At 36.6% G+C, this 23,816-nt stretch carries 28 protein-coding genes, 1 other RNA gene, 1 pseudogene and 1 other annotated feature; of the genes and pseudogenes, 25 read left to right on the top strand and 5 right to left on the bottom strand.

Features of this window, described 5'->3' with window-relative positions:
* Positions 1–8: 8 nt before the first annotated feature.
* From phoU to rplL, 3 genes are all read left to right on the top strand, one after another.
* Entirely contained in the window at positions 9–755 is a 747-nt protein-coding gene (gene phoU / locus J3U69_RS08885) for a phosphate signaling complex protein PhoU (RefSeq protein WP_103752457.1), read from the top strand.
* 33 nt (positions 756–788) lie between these two features.
* Positions 789–913, top strand: a sequence feature (ribosomal protein L10 leader region).
* 35 nt (positions 914–948) lie between these two features.
* On the top strand, positions 949–1,458 hold the full coding sequence (gene rplJ / locus J3U69_RS08880) for a 50S ribosomal protein L10 (RefSeq protein WP_103752458.1): 510 nt from the start codon (positions 949–951) through the stop codon (positions 1,456–1,458).
* A gap of 48 nt (positions 1,459–1,506) precedes the next feature.
* Entirely contained in the window at positions 1,507–1,872 is a 366-nt protein-coding gene (gene rplL / locus J3U69_RS08875) for a 50S ribosomal protein L7/L12 (protein WP_103752459.1), read from the top strand.
* A gap of 1,114 nt (positions 1,873–2,986) precedes the next feature.
* Here rplL and J3U69_RS08870 read toward each other — a convergent pair.
* Positions 2,987–3,169, bottom strand: coding sequence for a hypothetical protein (locus J3U69_RS08870; protein ID WP_267413762.1), 183 nt, complete (start codon positions 3,167–3,169; stop codon positions 2,987–2,989).
* 251 nt (positions 3,170–3,420) lie between these two features.
* Positions 3,421–3,753 (bottom strand): hypothetical protein, encoded by a 333-nt coding sequence (locus J3U69_RS08865; RefSeq protein WP_267413759.1) that lies wholly within the window; start codon positions 3,751–3,753, stop codon positions 3,421–3,423.
* Between the two features lie 263 nt (positions 3,754–4,016).
* On the opposite strand from J3U69_RS08865, the gene J3U69_RS08860 reads away from it, so the two are divergent.
* The 3 genes from J3U69_RS08860 (at position 4,017) to J3U69_RS08850 (ending at position 6,237) form a co-directional block, all read left to right on the top strand.
* The gene (locus J3U69_RS08860) at positions 4,017–4,298 is read left to right on the top strand and encodes a hypothetical protein (RefSeq protein WP_267413757.1); all 282 of its coding nucleotides are present in this window, start codon (positions 4,017–4,019) and stop codon (positions 4,296–4,298) included.
* A 177-nt stretch (positions 4,299–4,475) separates the two neighbouring features.
* Positions 4,476–4,763 (top strand): hypothetical protein, encoded by a 288-nt coding sequence (locus tag J3U69_RS08855; RefSeq protein WP_267413755.1) that lies wholly within the window; start codon positions 4,476–4,478, stop codon positions 4,761–4,763.
* Between the two features lie 793 nt (positions 4,764–5,556).
* Entirely contained in the window at positions 5,557–6,237 is a 681-nt protein-coding gene (locus J3U69_RS08850; protein ID WP_267413753.1) for a hypothetical protein, read from the top strand.
* Between the two features lie 54 nt (positions 6,238–6,291).
* On the opposite strand, the pseudogene J3U69_RS08845 reads toward J3U69_RS08850, so the two are convergent.
* Positions 6,292–7,275 (bottom strand): annotated as a pseudogene (locus tag J3U69_RS08845) (IS3 family transposase); the annotation flags it as partial.
* 668 nt (positions 7,276–7,943) lie between these two features.
* On the opposite strand from J3U69_RS08845, the gene J3U69_RS08840 reads away from it, so the two are divergent.
* Both J3U69_RS08840 and J3U69_RS08835 read left to right on the top strand, forming a co-directional pair.
* On the top strand, positions 7,944–8,846 hold the full coding sequence (locus J3U69_RS08840) for a C39 family peptidase (protein ID WP_267413751.1): 903 nt from the start codon (positions 7,944–7,946) through the stop codon (positions 8,844–8,846).
* Between the two features lie 80 nt (positions 8,847–8,926).
* Positions 8,927–9,919: a C40 family peptidase gene (locus J3U69_RS08835; protein WP_220268314.1), complete on the top strand. Its 993-nt coding sequence runs from the start codon at positions 8,927–8,929 to the stop codon at positions 9,917–9,919.
* 312 nt (positions 9,920–10,231) lie between these two features.
* On the opposite strand, the gene J3U69_RS08830 is transcribed toward J3U69_RS08835, so the two are convergent.
* Entirely contained in the window at positions 10,232–11,353 is a 1,122-nt protein-coding gene (locus J3U69_RS08830; RefSeq protein ID WP_267413748.1) for an Abi family protein, read from the bottom strand.
* Positions 11,354–11,805: 452 nt separating this feature from the next.
* Here J3U69_RS08830 and J3U69_RS08825 point away from each other — a divergent pair, with 452 nt between their 5' ends.
* The 17 genes from J3U69_RS08825 to tsaD all read left to right on the top strand — a co-directional run bounded on the left by J3U69_RS08825 (position 11,806) and on the right by tsaD (position 22,975).
* Positions 11,806–12,426 carry a class I SAM-dependent methyltransferase gene (locus J3U69_RS08825; protein ID WP_267392275.1) on the top strand — a complete coding sequence of 207 codons (621 nt, stop codon included), beginning with the start codon at positions 11,806–11,808 and terminating at the stop codon, positions 12,424–12,426.
* Positions 12,426–12,956, top strand: coding sequence for a tRNA adenosine(34) deaminase TadA (tadA, locus tag J3U69_RS08820; RefSeq protein ID WP_267413746.1), 531 nt, complete (start codon positions 12,426–12,428; stop codon positions 12,954–12,956). Before J3U69_RS08825 ends, tadA begins: the two co-directional genes overlap by 1 nt.
* 25 nt (positions 12,957–12,981) lie before the next feature.
* Positions 12,982–13,081, top strand: an RNA gene (ffs, locus tag J3U69_RS08815) — signal recognition particle sRNA small type.
* A 53-nt stretch (positions 13,082–13,134) separates the two neighbouring features.
* Positions 13,135–14,949, top strand: coding sequence for a DNA polymerase III subunit gamma/tau (gene dnaX, locus J3U69_RS08810; RefSeq protein WP_267413744.1), 1,815 nt, complete (start codon positions 13,135–13,137; stop codon positions 14,947–14,949).
* Between the two features lie 18 nt (positions 14,950–14,967).
* Positions 14,968–15,297, top strand: coding sequence for a YbaB/EbfC family nucleoid-associated protein (locus J3U69_RS08805; RefSeq protein WP_103752466.1), 330 nt, complete (start codon positions 14,968–14,970; stop codon positions 15,295–15,297).
* Positions 15,298–15,897 (top strand): recombination mediator RecR, encoded by a 600-nt coding sequence (gene recR, locus J3U69_RS08800; protein WP_103752467.1) that lies wholly within the window; start codon positions 15,298–15,300, stop codon positions 15,895–15,897. It abuts the gene before it with no gap.
* A complete protein-coding gene (locus J3U69_RS08795) occupies positions 15,897–16,127 on the top strand; it encodes a YaaL family protein (RefSeq protein WP_103752468.1) in 231 nt (76 codons plus the stop codon). The genes recR and J3U69_RS08795 overlap by 1 nt, the downstream gene beginning before the upstream one ends.
* A 103-nt stretch (positions 16,128–16,230) precedes the next feature.
* Complete coding sequence (tmk, locus tag J3U69_RS08790; protein WP_220219994.1) at positions 16,231–16,878, top strand: dTMP kinase; 648 nt, start codon at positions 16,231–16,233, stop codon at positions 16,876–16,878.
* Positions 16,879–16,884: 6 nt separating this feature from the next.
* Positions 16,885–17,208 carry a cyclic-di-AMP receptor gene (locus J3U69_RS08785; RefSeq protein WP_103752470.1) on the top strand — a complete coding sequence of 108 codons (324 nt, stop codon included), beginning with the start codon at positions 16,885–16,887 and terminating at the stop codon, positions 17,206–17,208.
* On the top strand, positions 17,208–18,068 hold the full coding sequence (locus tag J3U69_RS08780; RefSeq protein ID WP_220232181.1) for a DNA polymerase III subunit delta: 861 nt from the start codon (positions 17,208–17,210) through the stop codon (positions 18,066–18,068). Before J3U69_RS08785 ends, J3U69_RS08780 begins: the two co-directional genes overlap by 1 nt.
* Positions 18,069–18,076: 8 nt before the next feature.
* Positions 18,077–18,415: a DNA replication initiation control protein YabA gene (gene yabA, locus J3U69_RS08775; RefSeq protein ID WP_103752472.1), complete on the top strand. Its 339-nt coding sequence runs from the start codon at positions 18,077–18,079 to the stop codon at positions 18,413–18,415.
* A gap of 12 nt (positions 18,416–18,427) precedes the next feature.
* On the top strand, positions 18,428–19,282 hold the full coding sequence (gene rsmI / locus J3U69_RS08770; protein WP_267384214.1) for a 16S rRNA (cytidine(1402)-2'-O)-methyltransferase: 855 nt from the start codon (positions 18,428–18,430) through the stop codon (positions 19,280–19,282).
* 14 nt (positions 19,283–19,296) lie between these two features.
* Positions 19,297–20,034 (top strand): acyl-[acyl-carrier-protein] thioesterase, encoded by a 738-nt coding sequence (locus J3U69_RS08765; RefSeq protein WP_267413743.1) that lies wholly within the window; start codon positions 19,297–19,299, stop codon positions 20,032–20,034.
* A gap of 52 nt (positions 20,035–20,086) precedes the next feature.
* On the top strand, positions 20,087–20,605 hold the full coding sequence (locus J3U69_RS08760; protein ID WP_103752475.1) for a folate family ECF transporter S component: 519 nt from the start codon (positions 20,087–20,089) through the stop codon (positions 20,603–20,605).
* Positions 20,606–20,632: 27 nt separating this feature from the next.
* Positions 20,633–21,373 (top strand): tRNA (adenosine(37)-N6)-threonylcarbamoyltransferase complex dimerization subunit type 1 TsaB, encoded by a 741-nt coding sequence (gene tsaB / locus J3U69_RS08755; RefSeq protein WP_267413742.1) that lies wholly within the window; start codon positions 20,633–20,635, stop codon positions 21,371–21,373.
* Positions 21,357–21,923, top strand: a complete 567-nt coding sequence (gene rimI, locus J3U69_RS08750; protein ID WP_220219989.1) for a ribosomal protein S18-alanine N-acetyltransferase — start codon at positions 21,357–21,359, stop codon at positions 21,921–21,923. The genes tsaB and rimI overlap by 17 nt, the downstream gene beginning before the upstream one ends.
* 2 nt (positions 21,924–21,925) lie before the next feature.
* The gene (gene tsaD, locus J3U69_RS08745; protein ID WP_220219988.1) at positions 21,926–22,975 is read left to right on the top strand and encodes a tRNA (adenosine(37)-N6)-threonylcarbamoyltransferase complex transferase subunit TsaD; all 1,050 of its coding nucleotides are present in this window, start codon (positions 21,926–21,928) and stop codon (positions 22,973–22,975) included.
* Between the two features lie 35 nt (positions 22,976–23,010).
* Here tsaD and J3U69_RS08740 read toward each other — a convergent pair whose 3' ends face one another.
* Entirely contained in the window at positions 23,011–23,415 is a 405-nt protein-coding gene (locus J3U69_RS08740) for a GNAT family N-acetyltransferase (RefSeq protein ID WP_220232177.1), read from the bottom strand.
* Positions 23,416–23,816 lie beyond the last annotated feature (401 nt).

The following is a 23,816-nucleotide window of genomic DNA, read 5'->3' as shown; positions in this document are numbered from 1 at the left end:
GGTGGATTATGCACGAAATATTTTTAGACGAACTGAAAAAGCTAAACACGCAATTTATGGAAATGGGTGTCCAAGTTAATGATTTAATTGACCAGGGAACCCGGTCATTCGTCGATCACGATAAAAAGATGGCGCAGGAAATGATTGAAGAAGATAAGGTTGTGGCCAAAGAAGCAATTAAGATTGAGAAAAAAGCACTCGACCTAATGGCATTACAACAACCTGTCGCTACAGATTTTCGCGTTGTAATTAGTATTTTAAAGGCCACAACTGATTTGGAAAGAATCGGTGAAAATGCCAATAGTATTGCGGTTGAAACTGTTCGTGTTAAAGGTAACCCACGGATTTCCGAAGTTGAAAAAATCATTTCTGGCATGACTCATCAAGTTCGGACAATGTTAATTCAAGTTTTGACTGCCTATGTTCAAGATGATGAAAACACTGCTCGGTCAATGCTTAATGGACATGAAGATGTTTACCAAGATTACCGCAAAGCCCGGCAAATGATTATTGATGGTGTTGAGCAAGATCCAAATGTTGCCGTCGCCTCAGCCAGTTACTTTGTCATTATTAGATTGTTAGAGCGGATTAGCGATCACATTGTCAACTTAGCAAGTTGGGTAATTTACAAATCATCCGGTGAACTTTTTGAACTAATTAGTGCTGATAAGAAAAAAACACAAGCGAAAAAAAGGACAAAAACTACTAAGGCTAAAGCAACGACTAAGAAAAATAGCAAGACTAAAAAGGAATAATTGTCTTGCAATTAAATATTAATCCTGTTATAGTTAATAAAGTAAATTCTACCTAAGACTCGGGTGGCACAACGCCTTAATTTCCCGCCGAGGCCGGAAGATAATGAAGATTTTAATGCTCCATGTCTTGCTTGGCATGGAGTTTTTTAGGCCTTATGGAATTTATTAATGAATTTTATGGAGGTGAATTCGATTGAGTAAAGCTGCTATTGCTGAAAAAGAAAAGTTCGTTGACGCATTTGCTGAAGAACTTAAATCTGCAAAAGCTATCTTAGTAATTAATTACCTTGGTTTGACTGTTGAAGAAGTTACTAACATGCGTAAGGAACTTCGTGAAAACGACGTTAAGATGAAGGTTGTTAAGAACACATACTTAAGACGTGCTGCTGCTAAGGCTGGCATTGAAGGTCTTGATGACGCTTTTGTTGGCCCTACTGCTGTTGTTTATACTGATAATGCTGATGACATCACAGAACCAGCTCGTATTGTTTCAAAATATGAAGATGATTTTGATGTAATCGACATTAAGGGTGGTATGCTAGAAGGCAAGTTGACTTCTAAAGAAGACATTAAGTCTCTTGCTGCTATTCCTGGACGCGAAGGCTTGCTATCAATGCTTGTTTCTGTATTACAAGCTCCTGTACGCAACGTCGCATACGCTGTTAAAGCTGTTGCTGATTCAAAAGATGAATCTGCTGAATAAAATATAGTAATTTATATCTAATAAAAATATTTCGGAGGATATATAAATATGGCTTTAGATACTGAAAAGATTATTGAAGACTTAAAGAATGCTTCAATTCTTGAATTAAATGACCTTGTAAAGGCTATTGAAGACGAATTTGGCGTTTCTGCTGCTGCTCCAGTTGCTGCTGCAGGTGCTGCTGGTGGTGACGCAGCTGCTAAGTCAAGCTACGATGTAGAATTGACTGAAGCTGGTCAAGAAAAGGTTAAGGTTATTAAGGTTGTTCGTGACATCACTGGACTTGGCCTTAAGGACTCAAAGGATCTTGTTGATGGCGCTCCTAAGAACGTTAAGGAAGGCGTTTCTGAAGACGAAGCTAACGACATTAAATCTAAGCTTGAAGAAGTTGGTGCTTCAGTAACTTTGAAATAGTTACGGTCCAACTGGACAAGCTAAATAAAAAGACGCGTATCTGCGAATTGCAGATGCGCGTTTTTTGTATTTCAACTTTTTAAAAAAATAAATCATTCAACTTCTCTTCAACTTTTAGTTCATTCTCTTTTTTTCACTTCATTAATTTCTGAAATAGGTAGAATTTGAGTTTTGTCTTTTCGAGTGTTTTTGTTATTGCCAACTATTTTAGTGCCATACGTAAAATCAATTGTAAATAAGCCATCTTTTACGGCTTTTCATACGCTAGCCTTATAGTAAGTACAATTATTGTTGATCGTACCGGCTGATATGGTTTCATCTAAGTGATTTATAAACCTTTGCCAATCATTACGAGTAATACTCTTATTAGTCCAGTATCTTTGTAGATGATGATATGCGGCTCTGTATTTCATTTTAGTGCTTGGACGGATTGATTTTTCTCAATATATCTTATACCAATTTCAGAAACATTATGCAAATACGGGATTTTAAACGATATTAATACCTGAGTTATGCTTAGATCTAGCTTCAGGTATCTAGTCTGTATTTCCTGCTTTTGTTTTGAACCCATCTTTAGTTTTGCTATGTCTTATGTTAGCACTACCTTTCTCAAAAACGAGCTTGACATGTTTTGCATCGTTTTGCTCTAGCCATATTTAGAAATTATCCCAGTTTGTATTAAAATTAAATAGACTAAAGGCGTAAACCTGAAGTCACTTTCATTAAGCTCTTAAGAATGAATTTTCCAGACCAGTTCTTAAGAGCTTTTTTGTTTGCATTTTCTATTTAATATTAACTTTGAATTTTGCGGATTTAGAATCAAAATCCCCAATTGGCTTAAGTCGAAACTCAAATGTACCTAATGTTTTCAAACCAAATCCTTCAAAGACAATGGCCTCTTTACCCAGCGCAATTGAATCAAGAGATGTGTGATCAACTGGGCAACTCTTTAGCTTGATATTGTCTGGTCCTTAGGCCTCCACTTTACTGCCTATAGGTAGGTTACTCCGTGCCATCATTTTTCACATGATAGGTAATATTAATCACATTTTTTGGTTTACTTTCTTCAAACTGATTACGCTCAGTGCTAGTAACAGCAGATTGGAGCGTATATTCAAACTTGCTGACTTTTATAGTGTCGCCAATTTTGTAGTAATTTAATTTTTAGTCTGCTAGCTCTTTTCGAACTTTTCGTTACTGTAGTGCCACCTTGGGTATCATTGTTAGCTCCGCTACAAGCTGTTAAATTAGTGGTTGGTAAAACAACAGCTGTTGCCATTATTAGTTTGTTTCTCATTTATTTCTCTTAAAAATTAAATTACCGTAGGTTTCATGTTGCAGGTGTTGTGGACAATTAAAAGTGGCTTGAAGCAATTGTTTAGAATGGAGTGACAAATAATGTCGAATTTTAAGATTGTCGAAAAAACAAGAATCACACATTAGCTTAGATGAAAATCAAAATGTTTGATAGAAAAGTTATTGGTAATTATTTAATTCCAATTTTCGTAAGCGTAATCGCTACTTTACTTAACTTGGCTGTAATATACGTTAAATAAATGGGATTAAATGGGTAGTTAATAAAGCTGTTAAAACAGATACAACAATGGGAACTAAAACGCTTTTAAATAGAAAGTTTTTAATTTCTTCATGCCTTTTTTGAAAATAGTGTTCTCCTTCAGGAGTAAGAGCGTAAGCGTAATCATTCGTATATGTAGTAAGGGTTCTAATTGCTGTACTCGAAACGATTTTAACAAGCCCCTTATTTTGAAGGTCTTTGATTAAATAAGGGTCTTTCGTAATTATTGGATCATTAGGTTTTATTATTTTGCGTTTGGCTAGTTTTTTTAGAAGAATGCGTTCAGTTCTGATAGTTTCAGTCATTTAATTACCTACTTTCATATAAATAATTTTAACAAAAGAATGGGGAGTTAAATATGCAACTAACGATAGAACTTAAATGGTATCGTCTCCCAAACCTGTATCTATTTCAGCTTTAAAGTGTAGTCCTGCTAAAATTGGTCTATCTTTACGCTAATTAAATAGACTTTGTTGAATAAATTAAAGAGCTTGTTTAAGAAAGAAAATAACAATTACTTTATAATCTAATTCACCAATTAGAAAACCAATTTGGATCGCTTACTCATGTGCCAGAGAGTAATCTAACTCTAAAAAAGATAAGGCAATTAATATTTGCTGCAGAAGCTGAAAGTAAACGGCTTTCACTGATTATAGACGAGAAATTAGTTGCAGATATGCTGAATGAAGGATATGGTTTTGACAAAATTGTTGGCCAAATTGGGCTTCCAATTAAAAAGGTTCGGTACATAGCTAAAAAGCTACACATTAGCGCAAAACCACATTTCAAATATAAGGTAATAGTAAGCAAGACAGGACAGCTAATTTATTCTGGAAATTATCGAAATTAAGGCATGCTAATGCATCATGGCTGTGATTGCTTTGAATATACCAGACGTTATCTGAAAAACGAAGGGTATAAATTGGAACGGTTACCAGAATTAATGCCGTGGAGAAAGCTTGAAAATGGTTATCAATACATCTCACACCGTAAGATTATCACGAAAGGATTAGATTAGATGGAGCAAATGGGTTTCTGGACAGATCCAGATATTAAAGCTACAGCGGAGAATGCCAATATATTTCTCTATAAGCAATGCCAAAAGTTGAGCTTGCGTGCTGGTGTTAGTCTATCAAGCCCACAATTGTCAGAGGCTCCGATGCATACTAATGGGGTTAATCACGCAGAAGTAGGCATGGTTAATAGCTTAGCTGCATTAACTGCACTGCAAGCGATTAAATATGCAATGCTCCATACTAGAGGAGTCTCTCCACAATTACTAATTAGTAAGTATTTAGAACTTAAAAAAGAGTGATAAGTCAGACAAGACATTCATATCGGTCATAATGCTTATTCTAAATATTGGGAAAAGCACTGTATGAGTTTGTTGAAAGCTGGAATAATGCACAAGAAAAATTCGGTTTTGATGATAAAGTTAAGTTGATAATATATCAAAAAATTCTGGAAGAATTTACAAGGAAGATTTGACAAAATCTTGAGGAACGCAATAAGATTGAAAAATGCCAAAATAAATATAGTCGAAAGATTAGGCTAATTCTTAATTAGCTATTAAGTTTTCGTCCGAAATGACAGCAAAACTAAAATTTTTATCATTATTAAACCACCCATTTATGTGTGTGTGAAAATTTGAGTAGATATCATTGGCGATAGTTGCGGTAATGGCTGTAGCTAGGTTCGATTCCCGACGCCGCAATAGACATGCAATGATCTATGGGTTGATTTTAAAGAGTGCCAGCATCCCGGGAAACGTAGCGAGCGTGTCAGAGCGTTAAGTTGTTAAGCTCTTGGTACAGCATACTAAAAAGGAAATCAAAGAATTAATTAGATAGGATTAGACCTATTAGCATCGGGTTCGATTCCCGTAACGTTCTTTTGGATATTTTATGGTATCCAGTGGAATTTTTGGGCTGATATGGATTAGTTATTAATTCAATACTATTTTTATAACTAATGGTTATTTACTTCTTTGTCATAAATTGACTTTAAAAAATATTCTTATATAATTGAATGACAAGATAACTTTTATATTTAATAAGCAATTTTGTACTTTTATTATTCTAAAGCAAATATGCAGGAGACTTTCTTATATGAAAAACAAAAAATCAGAAAAAGAAATTTTAAGTGGGTTTACAAAAAACTTACTTAACAAATTTGTGGAAAATTATGTTCCTGTTTGGGGAGCTATATTGGCAGCCTCCAATCAAACTATAAGTGATGTAGAAATTTCGGACAGGTTTGACCCGTTAGAGAGAAAATTAAGAAATATCAAAGAGGAAGATCTGGAAAAATTAAAAAATCTTCCTGTAGATGATTCTTTACTAATAAAAGATGACTTAGAAAAATTAATTAATTTATATTTGAAAGCTGCTTATAAAAAAAGAAGGGAATATTTAGCAAATGCTATATTAAATGTCGCTACTTTAAAAAATAAGGATTATCAACAGAACAGCTTTTTTAATACCATTTTAACCTTTATTCCTGATATTTCGATTGAATTGCTAGGTTTATATAGAAAATATAGCAAATCAGGAAAAATAGAAAAATCCGAGTCATTATCTAAGGATTTTGAAGAACTAAAGAAAAAGTATTCAACTCAACTAAGTGAGCAGGATATTTTACAAAATAATATAACTAACGGGTTAATTAAAGAAAAAATTACAAATTTGGATTTTAATAATTTTTATGAACCAAAAGAAACTGAGTACTATATTTCTGATGCTGGCAATTCACTATTAAATTATATTTCGAATGATGTTAAAGAAAAATAGATAATAAGCACTCTTTGATGTGAACCCTAAAATTAGGACACTTTATATTAGCTGCTAACTGAGGACTAACTTCCGATATTCAAGCGGAGTTAGTCCTTTTAGTTTGATTTTGATTCTTTTTTGATTGTAATACTCAATGTAGTCTCTGATTGCGTCTTCCAGTTCATTGAGATTCTTAAACTGCTTTTCAAACCCATAAAACATTTCTCGTTTAAGTATGCCGAAGAAACCTTCCGTTAAACCATCATCAAGCGAATTACCCTTGCGTGACATTGATTGGCTAATGCCATGATTTTCCAGCCATGCTTGAAATCTGTAGTTTTGATATTGTCAGCCTTGATCGGTATGGAAGATCAAGCCGTTCAGTGCTGGATACTTGTGCTAGGCCTTTTTTAACATATCCATGGTCTGTTTAAGATTAGGACTGCGAGAAATGGTATAGGAAATAATTTCTTGGGTACACCCATCAATGATCGGTGATAAGTAGGTCTTTTGCCCATTGAGCTTAAACTCAGTTATATCTGAATACCATTTGTGATTGGGATAAATCGTACTAAAGCTACGTTTAATCAGGTCAGGCTTAATTAGACCTTGGGTACCGCGATAACTATTATATTTGCGCCAGCGTTTACTGACTATGCCACACAATTTCAGTTTGTTCATTAAGCGCTGCACTTTTTTATGATTGGCTAATAAACCACGACGTCTAAGCTCTACAGTAATGCGCCGGTAGCCATAGCGGTGCTTGTGTTCTTCGTAGATAGCTTTGATTTCAGCCATTATTTCTTGGTTATCCCGATCTTTGTCCTTCTTCTTTAAAGTGTAGTAGTAATTACTACGGGATAGATGGGGTAGATTGGAATTGGCATTAATAGTAGCAAGAATAAAAGTTACGCTGACTTTAAGCTCACGTCCTAGTTGAGTAACTGCCTGGGCTATTTCCGGGACTTGCGGTTCTTGGTCCGCTGATCGACTAAGACGCACAATTTTTTTACAAATTCGTTCTCGATAGTCAGCTTTAAGTGATATGAACCCCGAAGCTAGGACAACTTCGAGGTTTTTATTATGGCTAAATTATCTAAACAAGATAAAATTTAAATCTTCGGTGGAATTATCAGGCCTGAAAAATTCAGTCAACGTTATGGTACTAGTACGGCTGACATTAAATATTTACTTGTTCTCATTAAGCGTTACAGCTTAGTAATTTTAGACTAACCTTACACTAATTACCTTAATGACTTTAAGAAACAGGCTCTTCAGCGCATATTAATTTGACATGAAACTGCCTATCAAGTATCGCTTGATTTAGGCTTTAAAATCGCGGTATGCTCCACAATTGACTACGTGAGTATCACAAAAACGAGTAAGAAGCAGAAAAGGCTACGTTTTGATGACCAAACAGGATCCAGAAATTTAACGTCTGAAAAAAGAAAATGATTACTTGCGCCGGCAGAACTTGAAGTTGACTGTCGAGAACAAATTCATAAAAAAGATTGGAAGTAAGACAGATGCAATTAATCCAACATTCTCTTCTATTTGGTAACTTAACTAATCAAGTCTTTCGTCAAGCTTTATCAGGATAATAATAGAGCAAATAAATCAATTTGAGTAACAGGCAAAATTACTTTTTTTATTTACATAGCTACAATTACTATTGGTCATCCTTTATAATGTAAGTAATTTAGATAAATAGAAAGCGTAAACAAATGAAAAAAGGATTTTGGCTACTATTATTAACAGCAATTACGACTTTTGAGTTTGGTACGGCTAACTCTGTAAGTGCCGCAACAAATAAGCCTCAGGCGCCAAAAACGCAGGTAGTTGCTAATAAAACGCAAAAAAAACAAGCTAATTTAGGTTCAAAGTCATCTAAAACTTTAGAAGGCTGGGTAACGGAAAATGGTGCAACATCTTATTATCAAGATGGCAAAAAGGTAACTGGACAAATTAAAATCGGTAATTCATATTATTTGTTCAATAAAAACGGTCAGCGCTTGAGTGGTGTAAGAAAGACACCACATAAAGCAAGTTACAGTTATTATTTAGATGATGGCAAAAGAAGCGAGACGTCTATTGCAACACCTAAAACCCAATATTTGATTAAAAACGGCAATATTATTGGTGTAAAAAACAAGGCAGCTGCAATATCGCAGAGACCACAATTACCAACTGGATGTGAAATGACGGCTGTTACAATGATGCTTAATTTTGCGGGTGTTCCTGTTTCGAAAACTGAAGTTGCTAATTTAACACCGAGAAGCAGTAATCCAAATAAAGGGTTTATTGGCTCACCATATAAAAAATATCCAGCAGGATATTGGGTAGCGCCTAATGGTATTAAAGGAGTTGTTAAAAAATATCTTGGAACGGCAAAAGTAATGACTGGGGCAAGTTTAACAGCAATAAAGAATAAGCTTTTGCGCTCACATTTAGTCGTCGTGTGGGTTAGTGGCATTGATGGGTTTTCCAATCATGCATTAACGTTAACTGGATATTATAAGAAACGACTTTATTACAATGATCCATGGACTGGAAAAAAAGCATCAATTAATACAAGTAATTTTATTAAACATTGGCGTGGTGATGGTTATCGGGCATTAAGTTATTAAAACCATAGCTTATAAATACTTAATTTATGATATGATAGGTTTTGGTAAATGTTAGAGTAATGAAATAAAAAGAGGAAAAAATGAAAAATAAAAGACGTATTTTTGCCAGCCTAGCCGCCATTTTTTTAGTAGCAAACATGACTACAAGTACCGTGATGGCTGCGGATATTGAAACTGCCAATGATCAGCCGTCCGCAACGCAGTCAAACAATAATCAGGAAACTAACAAAGAGACTGAGTTTAAGCAATTAGCAACTAAGTATAAATGGACTGCGGGTGACAACATCACTGATCAGGTTATGCTAAATACACCAGAAAAAAGAACGGTTTATTTACAAAAATGGAACGGCAAAAAATACGTTAATTGCCAAACTTTTACAACTGATGAAACCGGTAGTTTTAAGTTAACTTTTCCTTCTAACTGGTATCGTAAATTGAAGACAACTTGGCGTTTATATGCTCCTGCAACAAATGATGCAACTGCAGCGACAAGTGATAAAATTACGATTTCGACAGTTCGCCGTTATCAAATTCCAGCTAAATATCGTCAATTGCATATGAAAGATCTCCACATTAAAGGCTTTTACTCAAGTCCCCTTGACAAAAGCCTCAATTATGCTTCAACTAGAGAGGATTACGTAAAGGCATTTATTAAGCGCGGATATCAGTATAAGAAAGCGAAAACTGCGTGGGTTAATTTCACGACTAAACAGCCAGGTACTTCCGTTGATTGCTCTGGATTAGTTATGCAATGCATGTACGCAACCGGAATTGATCCGTCGCCAGCTAATCCGCGGTGGCATGCAACACATGAATGGGGTTGCCGTTCCTTCGTTAAAAGCAAGACTTTGCAAACAGTGAGTTTAAAGCACTTAAAACGCGGAGATTTGATTTTCTATGGTCGGCCAAAGCCAGCTTGCTATCATATCGGGATTTACCTTGGTAAAAATAAAGTTCTTCATTCTTGGCCAGGAGCTGGGGTAACGGTTTGGCCAGCTAACTTTAAACGGTATTACTATGCTAAGCGGGTTTTCCCAATAACTAAAACCGTTAGTGTTCATGAAAAAAATTAAACAATATTGAACATAATTTAGCCATTATAAAAAACCTCGAAGTTGTCCTAACTCCGGGGTTTTTATTAATCTTTGTGGTGCGTCATGATTTAATATCAAAAGGTAATTAAACAACTTAAATATAATAATAGGAAAGCAACGTAAATTGAAGACGAATCATAAAAATGACGATGTAACCGAAACTAATGCTGGTATAAGATTAAAAACAAAGTTGCTGCAAGTAGATTACTAACAAATATTAACGTTAAAATTCACATCAAATTACGCATGAGAATAGCTTGAATTGGTGAACTAGTGAAAGTTGAAAAAGTTCTAATGCTTTTGTTCTAATTTTTTTCCTTCATACCAATTATCAGGAAAGCCGAGTAGCTGCATAATTTCATCTATCGTTATAGACGTTAACTTATTTTTTAAGTTTCTAGTTCTTTTCCTTATTGAATTATGCAAAATATTATATTCAGTTTGACTAAGGAAACATTGTAAACTTAAAAATGTACTATAGACGCTTTTTCTGTTAATATTGCAACCTTTTTCATATTTGCTGTGTAATGGCTTAAAGTATTTGGAGCTTGCATTGCAATAAAAATCAAGTAGGCGATTATTGTGCGCACAAATATTTCTTGTTTCTTTTATATTGCGGATAAAAGAAAGCATTTTTTCAGGTTGAAAAGGTTTATTAAAATCAGGAATATTTTCACTAATAAAACCACATAAATCAAATGCAATCTTATTTTGAAGATTTGTAGGTAAACAATAAATGATATAATATAGATCACCTAAATTTAAGTAATCTACAATAACCCAAATTGGTACATCGTCATACTTTTCAACGTAGTAAAAAATCGAATTATTACCAACCTTTATATCTTTTTCTTTTCTATTTTTTATATCATTTTTAACTTTACCCCTATGTTTTTTACCAATAGCTACATGTGTATTAATAATTTTCGTTATTTTAGAAATTGTCTTAATTACACAAAGTGTTTGCTTCGAATCATAGCAGTTTATGTCTAAGTATGCGTAACGCTTGTCTGGATATTTTTCAGCAAATCTATAAGCCAATATTGATTTTAAATGGTGTTCCGCAGTTAAAATAGCGTTTAAAAGAAGCTGTTTTATTTCTTTATCAAAAAAATAAAGATTACAAACTTCATCGAACTGTGCATTTTCACGATATTCATCAGAATCGGGGGATTTTTGAAAATACTTACTATAGCCATTTATAATATTGTAGTAGTTATTACTTAAAAGGTACTTTTTGGCCTTTTTCTCATCATCAAAAGTTAAACCCCTTTGCTTAAGTATTTTGATTTGTTTATCAATGTTCTTAAAGTGAGGTTTAGAAAGAGAAAGCTCCTCACCAATATGATGAGGAGCTTTTGTCTCCGTAGCGGTCCCCGTAGAGATCCCGCCGCTTTTCTTTCTCTCATTCATCTTATTATTTTTTCCTTTAATTGTCAACGAAGTAACTAGATTACTGAATTTTTATTTTTAAATTATTGCATTATGCCAAACAAGCAATCCTCTAATTCTTATGAGTACTGTGTTATATTTTTTAGCATTTAACTTACAACAATTATAGCATTGCTAGTCATCATAATGAAGCTCGTAAATTAGGACAAACTGACATATAAAGTAATTTATTAAAGCTAAAATTTAGTTATCAGAAGCGTCAATTGGGTAATCGCTTTTGAATAGAGTAATTGGCTTCTTTTTATTATTTAAAGTAACAGTTATGAGAAAAATTAAAAAATTAGCTAGTTTGCTTAGGCGTAGAAGCATAAGTCAACTAGTTTTTTTATTATTGATCAAGTAAACCTGTTTGCAAAAAGCGTTGTGTTCGCTAAAATTATCTAGAACAGACTGTTTTAGGAAACGAGAAAATTATGACTGAGCAAAAAAATCAAATGTATTATGCGGCTAATCCAACTACGGAGCATGATGAACACGTAGTTGACTATCATGTTGCTGGAATAGACCTGAAATTCACTACTGATGCAGGTGTTTTTTCAAAAATGCGGGTTGACTATGGTTCAGGCGTTTTAATTAAGCAGATGGCCCAAGTTTCTTTTCCCGCCAAAGGAATTTTAGATGTCGGAGCAGGTTATGGTCCTTTGGGCCTTTTTGCTGCGAAATTTTGGCCAGAGCAAACCGTGGAGATGACCGATGTCAATGAGCGCGGTTTGGCGCTAGCAAAGAGAAATGCCACCATGAATCAAATAAGCAATGTGGCAATTTATCAGTCTAATGTTTATGAGAAGATAGCAGATGACAAAAAATTTGGGCTAATTGTGACTAATCCACCAATTCGTGCTGGTAAAAGTGTTGTTACCAGTATCTTATCGGGTGCTAAAAATCACCTGGTTAAAGATGGCAAAATTCTTGTTGTCATCCAAAAAAAGCAGGGTGAGCCAAGCGCACGTAAGCTTTTAAAAGCTACTTTTGGCAATTGCACTATCTTGGACCGGGACAAGGGTTACTATATTTTGCAGGCGGTGAATAATTAATGTCTTTTTCAAGTGAAGAAAAGAAAAAGTACATGCAATTAGCCTTTGAGCAGGCGAATAAAGCGCAAGAAAAAGGTGAAGTTCCGATTGGTGCAATTTTGGTGGATCCAGATGGTCGAGTTATTGGTAGAGGGTATAATCGGCGCGAACTTGATCAAGATGCTACGCAACATGCCGAAATGATGGCAATTAGGCAGGGATGCACTGAGCTAAATACTTGGCGATTAATCGATTGTAGCTTGTTTGTCACGCTCGAACCGTGCCCAATGTGTGCTGGAGCAATTATCAATTCCAGAATAAAAAACGTCTACTTTGGCGCCTTGGATCCCAAAGCTGGTGCGGCAGGCAGTGTGGTTGACTTGTTTAGCGTCAGTAAATTTAATCATCATCCCCAGGTTATTCGCGGCTTGTACCGCGAAGAAGCTAGTCAAATGTTAAAGGAATTTTTCCGGGCAATTCGTCGTAAACAAAAATTAGCCAAAAAAGCTTTAAAAAATGAGCAGGAAATCGGAAAAGATTCCGCAAATTAGTGGAAAAATTTTGCAAAATAAGTTAGTATATCTATTGGGCAATGTTTGACCTCTGAAGCGTGTCAGGACCGGAAGGTAGCAGCACTAAGGTCGCTCAGGCATGTGCCTTTTATTAGACATTTACAAACTCTTAACTCTTTCGAAGAGTTAAGAGTTTTTTACTAGGAAAGAAATATTAATGGCTTATCAAGCGTTATACCGCAAATGGCGGCCGCGCACTTTTGACAGTGTTGTCGGCCAGGAAGATATTACCAATACTTTAAAAAATGCGATTAAGCGCGGCACTATTTCTCATGCTTTTCTTTTTGCAGGTCCGCGTGGTACCGGTAAGACATCTTGTGCTAAAATTTTTGCCAAGGCCTTAAACTGCACCAACTTGCAGGATGGCGAACCATGCAATCAATGCGCAAATTGTCTTGCTGCCGATAAGGGTGCAATGTCCGATATTATGGAAATTGATGCTGCTTCTAATAATGGTGTCGATGAGATCCGGGAAATTCGTGATAAGGTTAAATATGCACCCACGCAGGGTAAATACAAAGTTTACATTATTGACGAGGTACATATGCTCTCGATGGGTGCCTTTAACGCTTTACTGAAGACGCTTGAAGAACCGCCAGAGCATGTGGTCTTCATCTTGGCAACTACCGAATTGCAAAAGGTGCCAGCGACGATTATTTCGCGAACACAACGTTATAATTTTAAACGTATTTCGCAGACTGACCTTGAGAAGCGAATGAAGTATATTCTAGATCAAGAAAAAATCAGCTATGACGATAAGGCGATTGCGGTCATTGCGCAAGTTGCCGATGGCGGAATGCGTGATGCGTTAAGCATCCTTGATCAACTGTTAAGTTATGAAAAAGATAAGGTCGAATACGATGCTGCGCTTGAAATAACTGGCTTTGCGGCAAAAGAAAAAATTGAGCAAATATTATTGGCGATTTTGGATAGAGACGCTGGCCAAGCCTTAACTTTGGCGCAAGCGGAGCTTAAAAATGGTGCTAGTTCAAAAAACATTTTGGATGAATTAATTGATATGGCAACGGCAGCTTTAATGATCGTTAAAGCTGGCAGTGACAATCAAAGCAATTTTTTAACAGAAGATTTTATTGCTAAAATTAAGGACGTGCCTGATCAGCGTTACTTCCAATTAATCGCTTCTGCCAATACCGCTTTGAATGATTTGCGGTATACTAACCAGCAGCAGATTCCGTTAGAGGTCTTTTTGGTTGAAAGTACGGATAGTCAGCAATTAAGTGCGCCAACTATTCAGGAAACTGAACCGGCTTCAGCAACTAATGATAATCAGCAAGCTAAAAACGGTTCTGACTTACAGGCCGAAGTTACGGCTTTAAAGAAGCAAATCGTTAGTTTAACGGAAAAGGTTACTCGTTTAGGTAAAAAACAAACAAGTAATAGTGACCGGATTTTTCATCTTGATAACGCAGTTTCTGGTGGCAAGATTGCTAAAGCTACGCAAGAAACTGCTAAAACTAAAAAGAAACCTAAGAAAGTCAGAAATAATAAGCATGCTGATGAACAAAATCGTAAACAGGTTTATCATGTGCTTGAAAATGCCACCAAGAAGGATTTGCAGGCAATTAAAGATGTTTGGCCTGACTTGCAGTCAGTTTTAGCTGTTTCGCAACGGGCACTGCTAGACGTTTTAGAACCAGTTGCTGCCAGTTCCGATCAGGTTGTAATGAAGTGTAAATATGCTTTGTGGTTTGAAAAAGCCAGTTCTGATGAAGATTTATTAGGTATACTGACGGATCAGATTGCTAAATTTACCAAACGTGACTACCAAATTGTTTTGGTACCAGATAGCGATTGGTTTACGGTTCGCAAAGAATTTTTGCAAACACACCGTGAAGAAATGTTAAAGCGTAAACAGGACTCTAGTGCTGACAACCCAGTAGACGACAAGGAAAACGAGGTTGTTAAGAAAGCGAAAGACCTATTTGGTGATACAGTAAACGTAAAGGATTAAAATAAAGAGGAGAAAACAATGAGTAAAAGACCTAATTTTGGTGGAATGGGCGGCATGAATATGCAACAGATGATGAAGCAGGCTAAAAAGCTGCAGGAGCAAATGGCGCAAGAGCAAGAAAATATTACTGCGCAAGAATTTGTTGGCAAGTCTGCCGATGATTTAGTTGTTGCCACATTCAGCGGAGATCGTAAACTTAAGGGGATCGATATTAATAAAGAAGCAATTGATCCTGATGACCCAGATATGTTGCAAGACTTAATTATTGATGCGGTTAATAAAGGTTTGTCAGAAATTGATCAAGCAACTCAAGCAAGTTTAGGTAAATATACGAAGGGTATGATTTAATTGCAATATCCAGCACCAATTGCGCACTTAATTGATTCATATATGAAATTACCTGGTATTGGTGAAAAAACAGCTACTCGTTTGGCTTTCTACACTTTGGATATGCCAGACACAGATGTTCATGATTTTAGTACTGCTCTAAATGAAGTAAAAGAAAAGCTTCACCGCTGCTCTATTTGCGGTAATATTACTGAGCAGGATCCCTGCGTAATTTGTAGTAATCCAAGTCGTGAACAATCAACTATTATGGTTGTTGAGCAGCCCAAAGACGTCATGGCCTTTGAAGAAATGGGCGAGTACAGTGGCTTATATCATGTTCTGCACGGTGTTTTGTCACCAATGGATGGTATTGGTCCAGAAGAAATTAACATTAAGTCACTAATTGTTCGTTTACAAAAACAGGATAAAGTGAAAGAAGTAATTTTGGCATTGAATTCTACTCCGGAAGGTGAATCAACGGCAATGTATATTAGCAAGTTGATTAAGCCTGCTGGAATTAAGGTGACCCGTTTAGCTGCGGGACTTGCTGTGGGTAGTGATATTGAATACGCAAATTCAATTACGTTAAAACGTGCAGTGCAAGGGAGAACTTCGATCTAATGGCGCACAATCAAGTTAAAAAAATGGGCGATGAGTGGCTAACAGAAACGATTGAAAAATTGCAAGAAGAGATTGCAATTGAAAAAAATCTTAATTCTACCACGCTCGACATGTCAGAAGAAAATATTATTGCAAATGAAATTTTGCTAGCCAAGTATGCTTTTTTGTATCAAGAAGCCCGTCACCGACATACAAGATTTAGTGGTTTTACCAATGCAATTTCAGAATAAAAAGCTCTTATTTAAGGGCTTTTTTATTTTCACTAAAAATTAAAAGTACGTTGGGGTGTTCATATAGGACGAACTCTTGTAAAATAGACTCATGGAGAGTTTTATGAAGAGTTATTTTATTAGTTTCGAAGGGCCAGACGGGTCCGGTAAAAGCACAGTTTTAGAACAAGTGGTTGCCCAAATTGCACCACAATTGAAAACACAATATCTAGTGACTCGTGAACCAGGTGGTTCAGTAATCGCTGAAAAAATTCGGCAGTTTATTTTAGATCCTGCTAATGAAAAAATGAGTGCAAAAACTGAAGCATTACTGTATGCTGCTTCGCGAAGCCAACATATGAAGGAAACTATTATTCCTGCTTTAAAGGCTGGTAAAGTCATCTTTTCTGATCGCTTTGTCGATAGTTCTTTGGCCTACCAAGGGGCAGGCAGAGACCTAGGGATTGCGGCCGTGAAGCAGATTAATGAGTTTGCTACTAACGGGATTGAGCCCAATTTGACCATCTTTTTGGATGTTAAGCCTCAAGTCGGGTTAGCGCGGATTTCTAAAGAGCGAGCTGGTCAAGAAGACCGTTTGGAGCAAGAAAAACTAGCTTTTCATCAAAAAGTTTACCAGGGTTACCAAGAAATTAATCAGAGTCATCCTGACCGGATCAAAGTTGTGGATGCCAATCAACCGGTTAATGATGTGGTAAAAGCATGTGTTAGAATTATTGAAAATTGTATACCAAGAGAATTGCTAAAGGACTGATTTAAAATGAAGTTGATAATTGCGATTGTTCAAAAAGAAGATGCTAACCGTTTGCAGCACGCTTTTGCCAAAGAAAGTATTCGTGCAACGAAATTAGCAACCACTGGTGGATTCTTAAGTGAAGGAAATACTACCTTTTTAATTGGAATTGAAGATAAATTTGTCAAAAAAGTAATGCGAATTATTAAGGGCGAATCACAGGGGCGTGAGGAATACTTAAACCCTAACTTGGCAATGACTGGCTTTGATGTCAGCAGTCAGCCCGTTAAGATTACCGTTGGGGGAGCAACCTGTTTTGTGCTATCAGTGGAAGAGTTTAAACAGTTTTAATGAAAATTGATATTTCACAAAGAGGCGTTAAACAGGCCGAATTTTTACGGCATGCATTCGAACAAAAAAAGTTAGCGCATAGCTACTTATTTGTCGATGCTAACGAATTGCAGGCTCTAAATACAGCATATTGGCTAGCCTGTCTATTTAATTGTACGGGTGAAAATAAGCCAGATGGTTCGTGTCAAAATTGCCAGCAAATTATTTCTGGTAATAATCCTGACGTCTTATTAGTTACAACTGAGGGCAAACAAAGCCTAGGGATTGATCAGATTCGTGTTTTAAAAGAAGAATTAGCCAAAAGTCCCGTGCAAAGCAGCGTCCGTTTTTTCATAATTAATGATGCACAAAAATTAACGCTATCAGCTGCAAATGCTCTGCTTAATTTGCTAGAAGAGCCCATTGCACCGGTGGTAACAATTCTGATTACTAATAATGCAGATCAAATATTACCGACCGTGCGGTCACGAACACAGATTATTAATTTTTCTGCTGGGCAAAAAGCTGATGGCAGGACGGCGGCTTTATTAGCAAATGGCTTTAACCAGGAAGAAATTGCTGAATTAGGTGATACAACCAACTTGGATAAAGCAGGTAAGTATTTTTACCAAGAAATGCTTGAATATAATTCTTTAGCACTTGTTAGCGCGCACAAGCTCGCTGATTTAGCTAAGGGGAAAGCGGAGCAAAATTATCTCTTGCTTTTGTTAAAAAAGATGGCTCAACAGGATTTAAATAATGGTAGCCAGCAGGCGGGGGCAAGAATGTTGAAGCATTTACTGGAAGTTGACAAGATGCGCTATAGCAATGTTGGTTTTCGCAATCTGCTTGATTATCTTGCTCTGCAATGGAAAAGGTAGGTGTTTTTATGGTAGATTCTTATTCAAAGTTAGAGCAGCTCCATGATTCAATGGTCAGTATGACTAAGACAATCGAGAGCTTAGAAAATAGTATTTTAGAAACGCTCAAAGAAAATACAGAGCTGAAAGTTGAAAATCAGTTATTACGTGAAAAAATGGATAAGATGAATAACGCACATAATAACGCAATCAAAACGCAGAGCGGTCTTGAGTCTTTACGCAAAATATATAATTCGGGCTATCATATTTGCAATATGTATTACGGCTCACACCGTGATCCAAGTTCGGATTGCATGTTTTGTTTGGATATTCTTGATAATTTTGGCGAAAAAAAGAAAGCACATTAAGGGAATGATATAATGCAGCGGCAAAGTAGTTATGCTCAAAATGAGGGGAAACTTTATTTAGTACCGACTCCGATTGGTAATTTGGAAGATATTACAATCAGGGCAAAAAGAATTCTGCAAGAAGCAGATTATATTGCGGCTGAGGATACTAGAACTAGTGGTATTCTGTTAGAAAAAATCGGTGTCCATAATCATATGCTGTCGTTTCATAAATATAATTCCAAAGAGCGCGCTCCGGAGTTAGTTAAATTGATGCAGGATGGGGCCGTCATCGCTGAGATTAGTGATGCCGGAATGCCGGTTATTTCAGATCCCGGATTTGTATTGGTTCAGGAATGTATTAAAAATGACATCCCGGTTGTCCCGTTACCGGGGGCATCAGCTTTCACAACTGCACTGATTGCTTCCGGTTTTGACGCGCAGCCTTTTACCTATTATGGTTTTTTACCGCGAAAAGCTGGAGAACAAAAACCGTATTTTGTTCAAATGGAACAAGCTCATGGCACCTCTATTTTTTATGAAGCACCGCACCGATTAGTTAAAACTTTAAGTAATATGGCAACTGTTTTTGCACCAGAACGTGAAATTGTTGCTGCCAGAGAGCTGACTAAAATTCACGAAGAATTTATTCGGGGAACTGTTCAAGAGGTAAGTCAATATTTTTCTGAAAACCAGCCACGAGGAGAATTCGTTATTTTGGTTTCGCCCAATACTGAGCAAACTGAGCAATTGTCTTGGCCTGAATTAATTGAACTCGTTGATGAGCGTGTTGATCAGGGAGAAAGTAAAAAATCTGCCATTAAAGAAGTTGCGCAGGCAAACCAAGTTTCTAAAAATGAATTATATGATCGTTATCATCAGAAATAATGGGGATGCAAAAAATGAAGTATAGTGAACAACATCAAGTAAATTTTTATGAATGTGATGAAAATCAGCATTTAAAAATACCCGCAATGATTGATCTAATGATGAGCGTGTCCGAGCATCAATTGGATAATGGTGCGGGTAGTACTGAAGAGTTGAATAAACGTGGACTCGGATGGGTAGTTACCCAATATCATATTGATATCAAGCGCTGGCCGAAGCCAAATGAAAACATAACCTTAACAACCGATCCGGTTGGCTATAATCGTTTTTTGGAATATCGTGATTATTCGTTCAGTGATCAGGAAGGTAATGAATTGATCACTGCTCAGAGTGAATGGGTCTTATTTGACTTAGCTAAGCGGAAGCTAGTTTCGACAGACAAGGAAATGATGGCTAAAATTGGGGTACCATTATTAAAGAAACTACCCCGTTTTCCGCGGATTCGGTTGCAAGAAGATTATCCAATTAAGAGACAGTACCGTGTTCGTTATGATGACCTAGATACTAATCATCATTTGACTAACGGTCATTACTTTAACTGGTTTATTGACACGCTTGATCGTGATTTTCTCAAAAATCATGTAGTCAGTGCAATTGACATTAAGTTTAATCTCGAAGTTCGTTACGGTCAAAAGCCGTTTGCCTGCGTTAAGCTGGTTGAAACTGATGATGAGATTAAGTCTTACCACACAATTGCCGATGAAGATAAAAAGGATAAAGCCGTTTGTGAACTAACTTGGCGCAAGTTATAATGAGATAATGGTATACTATTACCAAGTTTATTAATGAAAGAAAGTGCTGCAAATGACTACAAAGGAAATGTTTAAGGTCGAATTGCGTGATCTAGTCCTTTTGGGATTTGTTGTTGCCATTAAAATTGTGCTAAGTCGGTTCACGATTGGTACAACAATTGTTCATATTGGTTTGGGCTTTATTGGTAGTGTTTTATTAGGTTATATGTTTGGTCCCGTTTGGGGTGCAGTCGGTGGCGGAATTAGCGATTTAGTTTCATCGGCCTTATTTGCTAACCAGGGGGGCTTTTTTATTGGCTTCACTTTAAGTGCTATGGTTGGCCCGCTTATTTACGGTTTAATTCTGTATAAAAAACCGGTAAAAATCTGGCGGATTATATTGGCGACATTGCTGGTAACGGTAATAGTTAACTTAGGGATGAATACCTTGTGGTTGCACTTTTTGTATGGCATGGACTTCAAGGTGGCTTTGATTCAACGAGTTCCTAAAGAAGCAATTGCGCCTTGGCTGGAAATGATTATTACCTACTTTGTTTTACGGGCTCTTTCTCGTGTTAAAATTAGAAGGTAGTTTTGAGAAAGGGATAAATGATCTGAAATGAAAATTTTAAGTGTATCAACAGCAACTAATCAGTTAAGTGTAGCTTTAAATGAAGATACTACTGTGATGGTTGAAAAAAGTGAACACGATAAACGAAATCATAGTGAACACCTTGATCCGTTAATTGCTGAAATTTTAACCGAGAATCACCTTAAGCTCAAAGACATTGACCGCTTTGCGGTGGCAATTGGACCAGGCTCTTATACAGGATTACGGATTGGGGTTACAACAATTAAGATGTTTGCCAGCATTTTGGCCAAACAAGCAGTTGGTGTATCAACTATGAAGGCTTTAGCGGCAAATTGTCAAGACACAGATACGTTGATTGTAGCAGGTATTGATGCCCGAAATGACAATTTTTTTGCAGGGGCTTATTTAAGAGAAAATGGTCAATTAGTTAATATTATCGAAGACGGTCACTATCATATTGATAAATTACTAAAAGCCGTTAAGGATTATGCTCTAGCTCATAAACTGGAAAAGGTAGTTTTTGTCGGGACGGGCTTTGAAAAGCAAGAAGAAGCTATCAATAAGTTAGATTTACCGGTTAGTTTTGGTACTGATGAGCAAAATGTAATCCATGCAGGAGTTATTGGCAAATTGGCAATTGATGAGCAGCCTGTTGAGCCGGATCAGTTGCTACCAAGGTATTTGCGGCGTACACAAGCAGAAGTAGATTGGCATAAGAAAACTGGCAAGCCGTTTGAAGCAGACAGTAATTATGTGGAAGAGGTTTAAGCAATTTTGCCATTTTTCTCGCGTAGGCAATAAATTGGTTCAACCTACATTTAGACCGTTTATGTTTACACTAGATAAACATGTTTTGCAGGTAATGCGTGCTAAAGAAAGTGATATTGCCAATCTTCTTTTTTTAGAGACTAAAACTTACGAAGGTCGTACGCCGTGGGCAGCTGAAATTTTTCAACTTGAATTGCAAAAAAAGGACTCTTTATATTTAGTCGTCTACCATAAGACGGCACTGATTGCGGTCATTGGGATGAGGCTAAATTTGGTTGAAGCACATATAACCAATCTTGCTGTTGATCCCGCCTGGCAGAAAAAGGGTCTAGGTACTTATTTGATGCAATTAATGATTGATTATGCTCGCAAATTAGGATGTCATTCGATTTCTTTAGAAGTTCGGATTGATAACGAAGTGGCTAAAAAGTTGTATCAAGGTCTTGGCTTTACCGTTAATTTTGTTAGACCAAATTATTACCAAGATTTACATAAAGATGGGTTAAACATGGTGCTTACTTTGGCACCTGATGATAAAGAAAGTGATTAGTTTTGGACAGTAAAAAAGATATCCGTATTTTAGCTTATGAAAGTTCATGTGATGAAACTTCGACTTCAGTGGTTAAAAATGGCCGTGAAGTAGAAAGTTTAATTGTGGCTACTCAGATTAAGAGTCACCAACGTTTCGGCGGAGTGGTTCCCGAAGTTGCGAGTCGCCATCACATTGAAGTAATCAGCCAGATTACGAAAGAAGCGTTGCAAAAAGCAAATGCAACTTGGAATGATATTGATGCGATTGCTGTCACTTATGGTCCAGGACTAGTTGGTGCGCTACTTATTGGTGTTAGCGCAGCGAAAGCGGCCTCAATGGCAACGGGCATTCCTTTGATTGGTGTTGATCATATAATGGGGCATATAATGGCGGCACAGTTAACTGCTGAGATTGAATACCCAGCGCTTGCACTGCAAGTTTCTGGTGGTCACACTGAAATCGTCTTATTGAAAGATCCGACTCATTTTGAAATTGTTGGTGATACACGTGATGATGCTGCCGGTGAGGCTTATGATAAAATCGGCCGTGTTTTAGGCGTGAATTATCCAGCTGGTAAAACGATTGATGAATGGGCTCACCAGGGTAATGACACTTTTCATTTTCCTCGTGCAATGATGGAAGATGATGATTATGATTTTTCTTTTTCCGGTTTAAAGAGTGCCTTTATCAACACTTGTCACCATGCTGACCAAATTCACCAAGAATTAAATAAATTTGATTTAGCCGCAAGTTTTCAGGCTGCCGTTGTTGATGTTTTGGCACATAAAACCATCCGAGCAATTAAACAGTATCAGCCACGTACCTTTATTATGGGTGGCGGTGTTGCAGCGAATCGCGGATTGCGGGAGCGGATGGAGGAAGAAATTGCTAATTTGCCTCATAACATCAAGCCGAAAGTAATCTTGCCAGACTTAAAGCTCTGCGGTGATAATGCGGCGATGATCGGTGCTGCAGCTTACAACTTATACCAAGATCATCAATTTGCAGACTTGACTTTAAATGCTGATCCGTCATTAGAATTACCGTATGCTGATAGTATGTTAAACTAAAAAGGGCTGACCATAAATGGTCAACCCTTTTTAGTTTAAAATTCTTGATAAAAAGCAACTAGCTGCCCTTGATCGCACGATCTAAAACCACATTTTTCATAGAAAAAGCGTGTTTCTGGTTCGTCGATAGTCAAGAGTACTTTTTGCCGAACTGCTTGAAACTTAGTAAGAACCAACTTGACTAAGTGTGTGCCAATACCTTGTTTTTGGTATGATGGCTGAACAAGCAAATCTTGGATATAGATAATTGAGACACCATCACCAACAACGCGAATTAGTCCGACAAGTTTGTCTTCATTAATTGCTGCAATGGTTAGTAGCGAGTTGTTAATCGCTGCCTCTAGCTCAGTTGGGTTTTTAGTGTATGCGGTCCAACCAACGCTGTTATATAAATTAATTAATTGTTTTTGGTTAATATTTTGTGTTGTAATGTACTTCATTTTTATCCTCCTCAATTTATTTAAAATTTGGGAGTATAACGTAATTTTTCCATTGAGACACCTTCTTTGAATTGAGTTAATGCAATTATAAATGAAATAAGTTAAATAGCAATAAGTGCTAAACTGTTTTTAAAATAAAATTCAATAAAACTAGGTATATTGCTAGTTAAACACAGAAGATGGGGCAAGCTTTGCTAGTTTACGTTAATTTAGATTATCATGGTTAAATTTTAATAGGCGGTGATGCAGCAGAATGCACTCTGGTCGTGCCGTTTGGCTGTTAACATAAGAAAAAATCCTAATTCTTTCTTGCGAATGAAGTTAACCCCCGGAATTGGACAAAGATTCCAATTCGGGGGTTTTCTTATGTCTAAATATTTACTAAAAACAAAATTAGAAGC

It is taken from the genome of Lactobacillus sp. B4026, from assembly GCF_026535825.1.
Classification (GTDB): Bacteria; Bacillota; Bacilli; order Lactobacillales; family Lactobacillaceae; genus Lactobacillus; species Lactobacillus panisapium.
This window is presented reverse-complemented; position numbering and strand designations above follow the sequence as displayed.

Excerpts from the sequence above, each read along its gene's own strand:
- phoU (WP_103752457.1), top strand. The coding sequence starts at position 9 with ATGCACGAAATATTTTTAGACGAACTGAAAAAGCTAAACACGCAATTT.
- rplL (WP_103752459.1), top strand. The coding sequence starts at position 1,507 with ATGGCTTTAGATACTGAAAAGATTATTGAAGACTTAAAGAATGCTTCA.
- J3U69_RS08870 (WP_267413762.1), bottom strand. The coding sequence starts at position 3,169 with ATGAGAAACAAACTAATAATGGCAACAGCTGTTGTTTTACCAACCACT.
- J3U69_RS08865 (WP_267413759.1), bottom strand. The coding sequence starts at position 3,753 with ATGACTGAAACTATCAGAACTGAACGCATTCTTCTAAAAAAACTAGCC.
- J3U69_RS08855 (WP_267413755.1), top strand. The coding sequence starts at position 4,476 with ATGGGTTTCTGGACAGATCCAGATATTAAAGCTACAGCGGAGAATGCC.
- J3U69_RS08850 (WP_267413753.1), top strand. The coding sequence starts at position 5,557 with ATGAAAAACAAAAAATCAGAAAAAGAAATTTTAAGTGGGTTTACAAAA.
- J3U69_RS08840 (WP_267413751.1), top strand. The coding sequence starts at position 7,944 with ATGAAAAAAGGATTTTGGCTACTATTATTAACAGCAATTACGACTTTT.
- J3U69_RS08835 (WP_220268314.1), top strand. The coding sequence starts at position 8,927 with ATGAAAAATAAAAGACGTATTTTTGCCAGCCTAGCCGCCATTTTTTTA.
- J3U69_RS08830 (WP_267413748.1), bottom strand. The coding sequence starts at position 11,353 with ATGAATGAGAGAAAGAAAAGCGGCGGGATCTCTACGGGGACCGCTACG.
- J3U69_RS08825 (WP_267392275.1), top strand. The coding sequence starts at position 11,806 with ATGACTGAGCAAAAAAATCAAATGTATTATGCGGCTAATCCAACTACG.
- tadA (WP_267413746.1), top strand. The coding sequence starts at position 12,426 with ATGTCTTTTTCAAGTGAAGAAAAGAAAAAGTACATGCAATTAGCCTTT.
- dnaX (WP_267413744.1), top strand. The coding sequence starts at position 13,135 with ATGGCTTATCAAGCGTTATACCGCAAATGGCGGCCGCGCACTTTTGAC.
- J3U69_RS08805 (WP_103752466.1), top strand. The coding sequence starts at position 14,968 with ATGAGTAAAAGACCTAATTTTGGTGGAATGGGCGGCATGAATATGCAA.
- J3U69_RS08795 (WP_103752468.1), top strand. The coding sequence starts at position 15,897 with ATGGCGCACAATCAAGTTAAAAAAATGGGCGATGAGTGGCTAACAGAA.
- tmk (WP_220219994.1), top strand. The coding sequence starts at position 16,231 with ATGAAGAGTTATTTTATTAGTTTCGAAGGGCCAGACGGGTCCGGTAAA.
- J3U69_RS08785 (WP_103752470.1), top strand. The coding sequence starts at position 16,885 with ATGAAGTTGATAATTGCGATTGTTCAAAAAGAAGATGCTAACCGTTTG.
- J3U69_RS08780 (WP_220232181.1), top strand. The coding sequence starts at position 17,208 with ATGAAAATTGATATTTCACAAAGAGGCGTTAAACAGGCCGAATTTTTA.
- yabA (WP_103752472.1), top strand. The coding sequence starts at position 18,077 with ATGGTAGATTCTTATTCAAAGTTAGAGCAGCTCCATGATTCAATGGTC.
- rsmI (WP_267384214.1), top strand. The coding sequence starts at position 18,428 with ATGCAGCGGCAAAGTAGTTATGCTCAAAATGAGGGGAAACTTTATTTA.
- J3U69_RS08765 (WP_267413743.1), top strand. The coding sequence starts at position 19,297 with ATGAAGTATAGTGAACAACATCAAGTAAATTTTTATGAATGTGATGAA.
- J3U69_RS08760 (WP_103752475.1), top strand. The coding sequence starts at position 20,087 with ATGACTACAAAGGAAATGTTTAAGGTCGAATTGCGTGATCTAGTCCTT.
- tsaB (WP_267413742.1), top strand. The coding sequence starts at position 20,633 with ATGAAAATTTTAAGTGTATCAACAGCAACTAATCAGTTAAGTGTAGCT.
- rimI (WP_220219989.1), top strand. The coding sequence starts at position 21,357 with ATGTGGAAGAGGTTTAAGCAATTTTGCCATTTTTCTCGCGTAGGCAAT.
- J3U69_RS08740 (WP_220232177.1), bottom strand. The coding sequence starts at position 23,415 with ATGAAGTACATTACAACACAAAATATTAACCAAAAACAATTAATTAAT.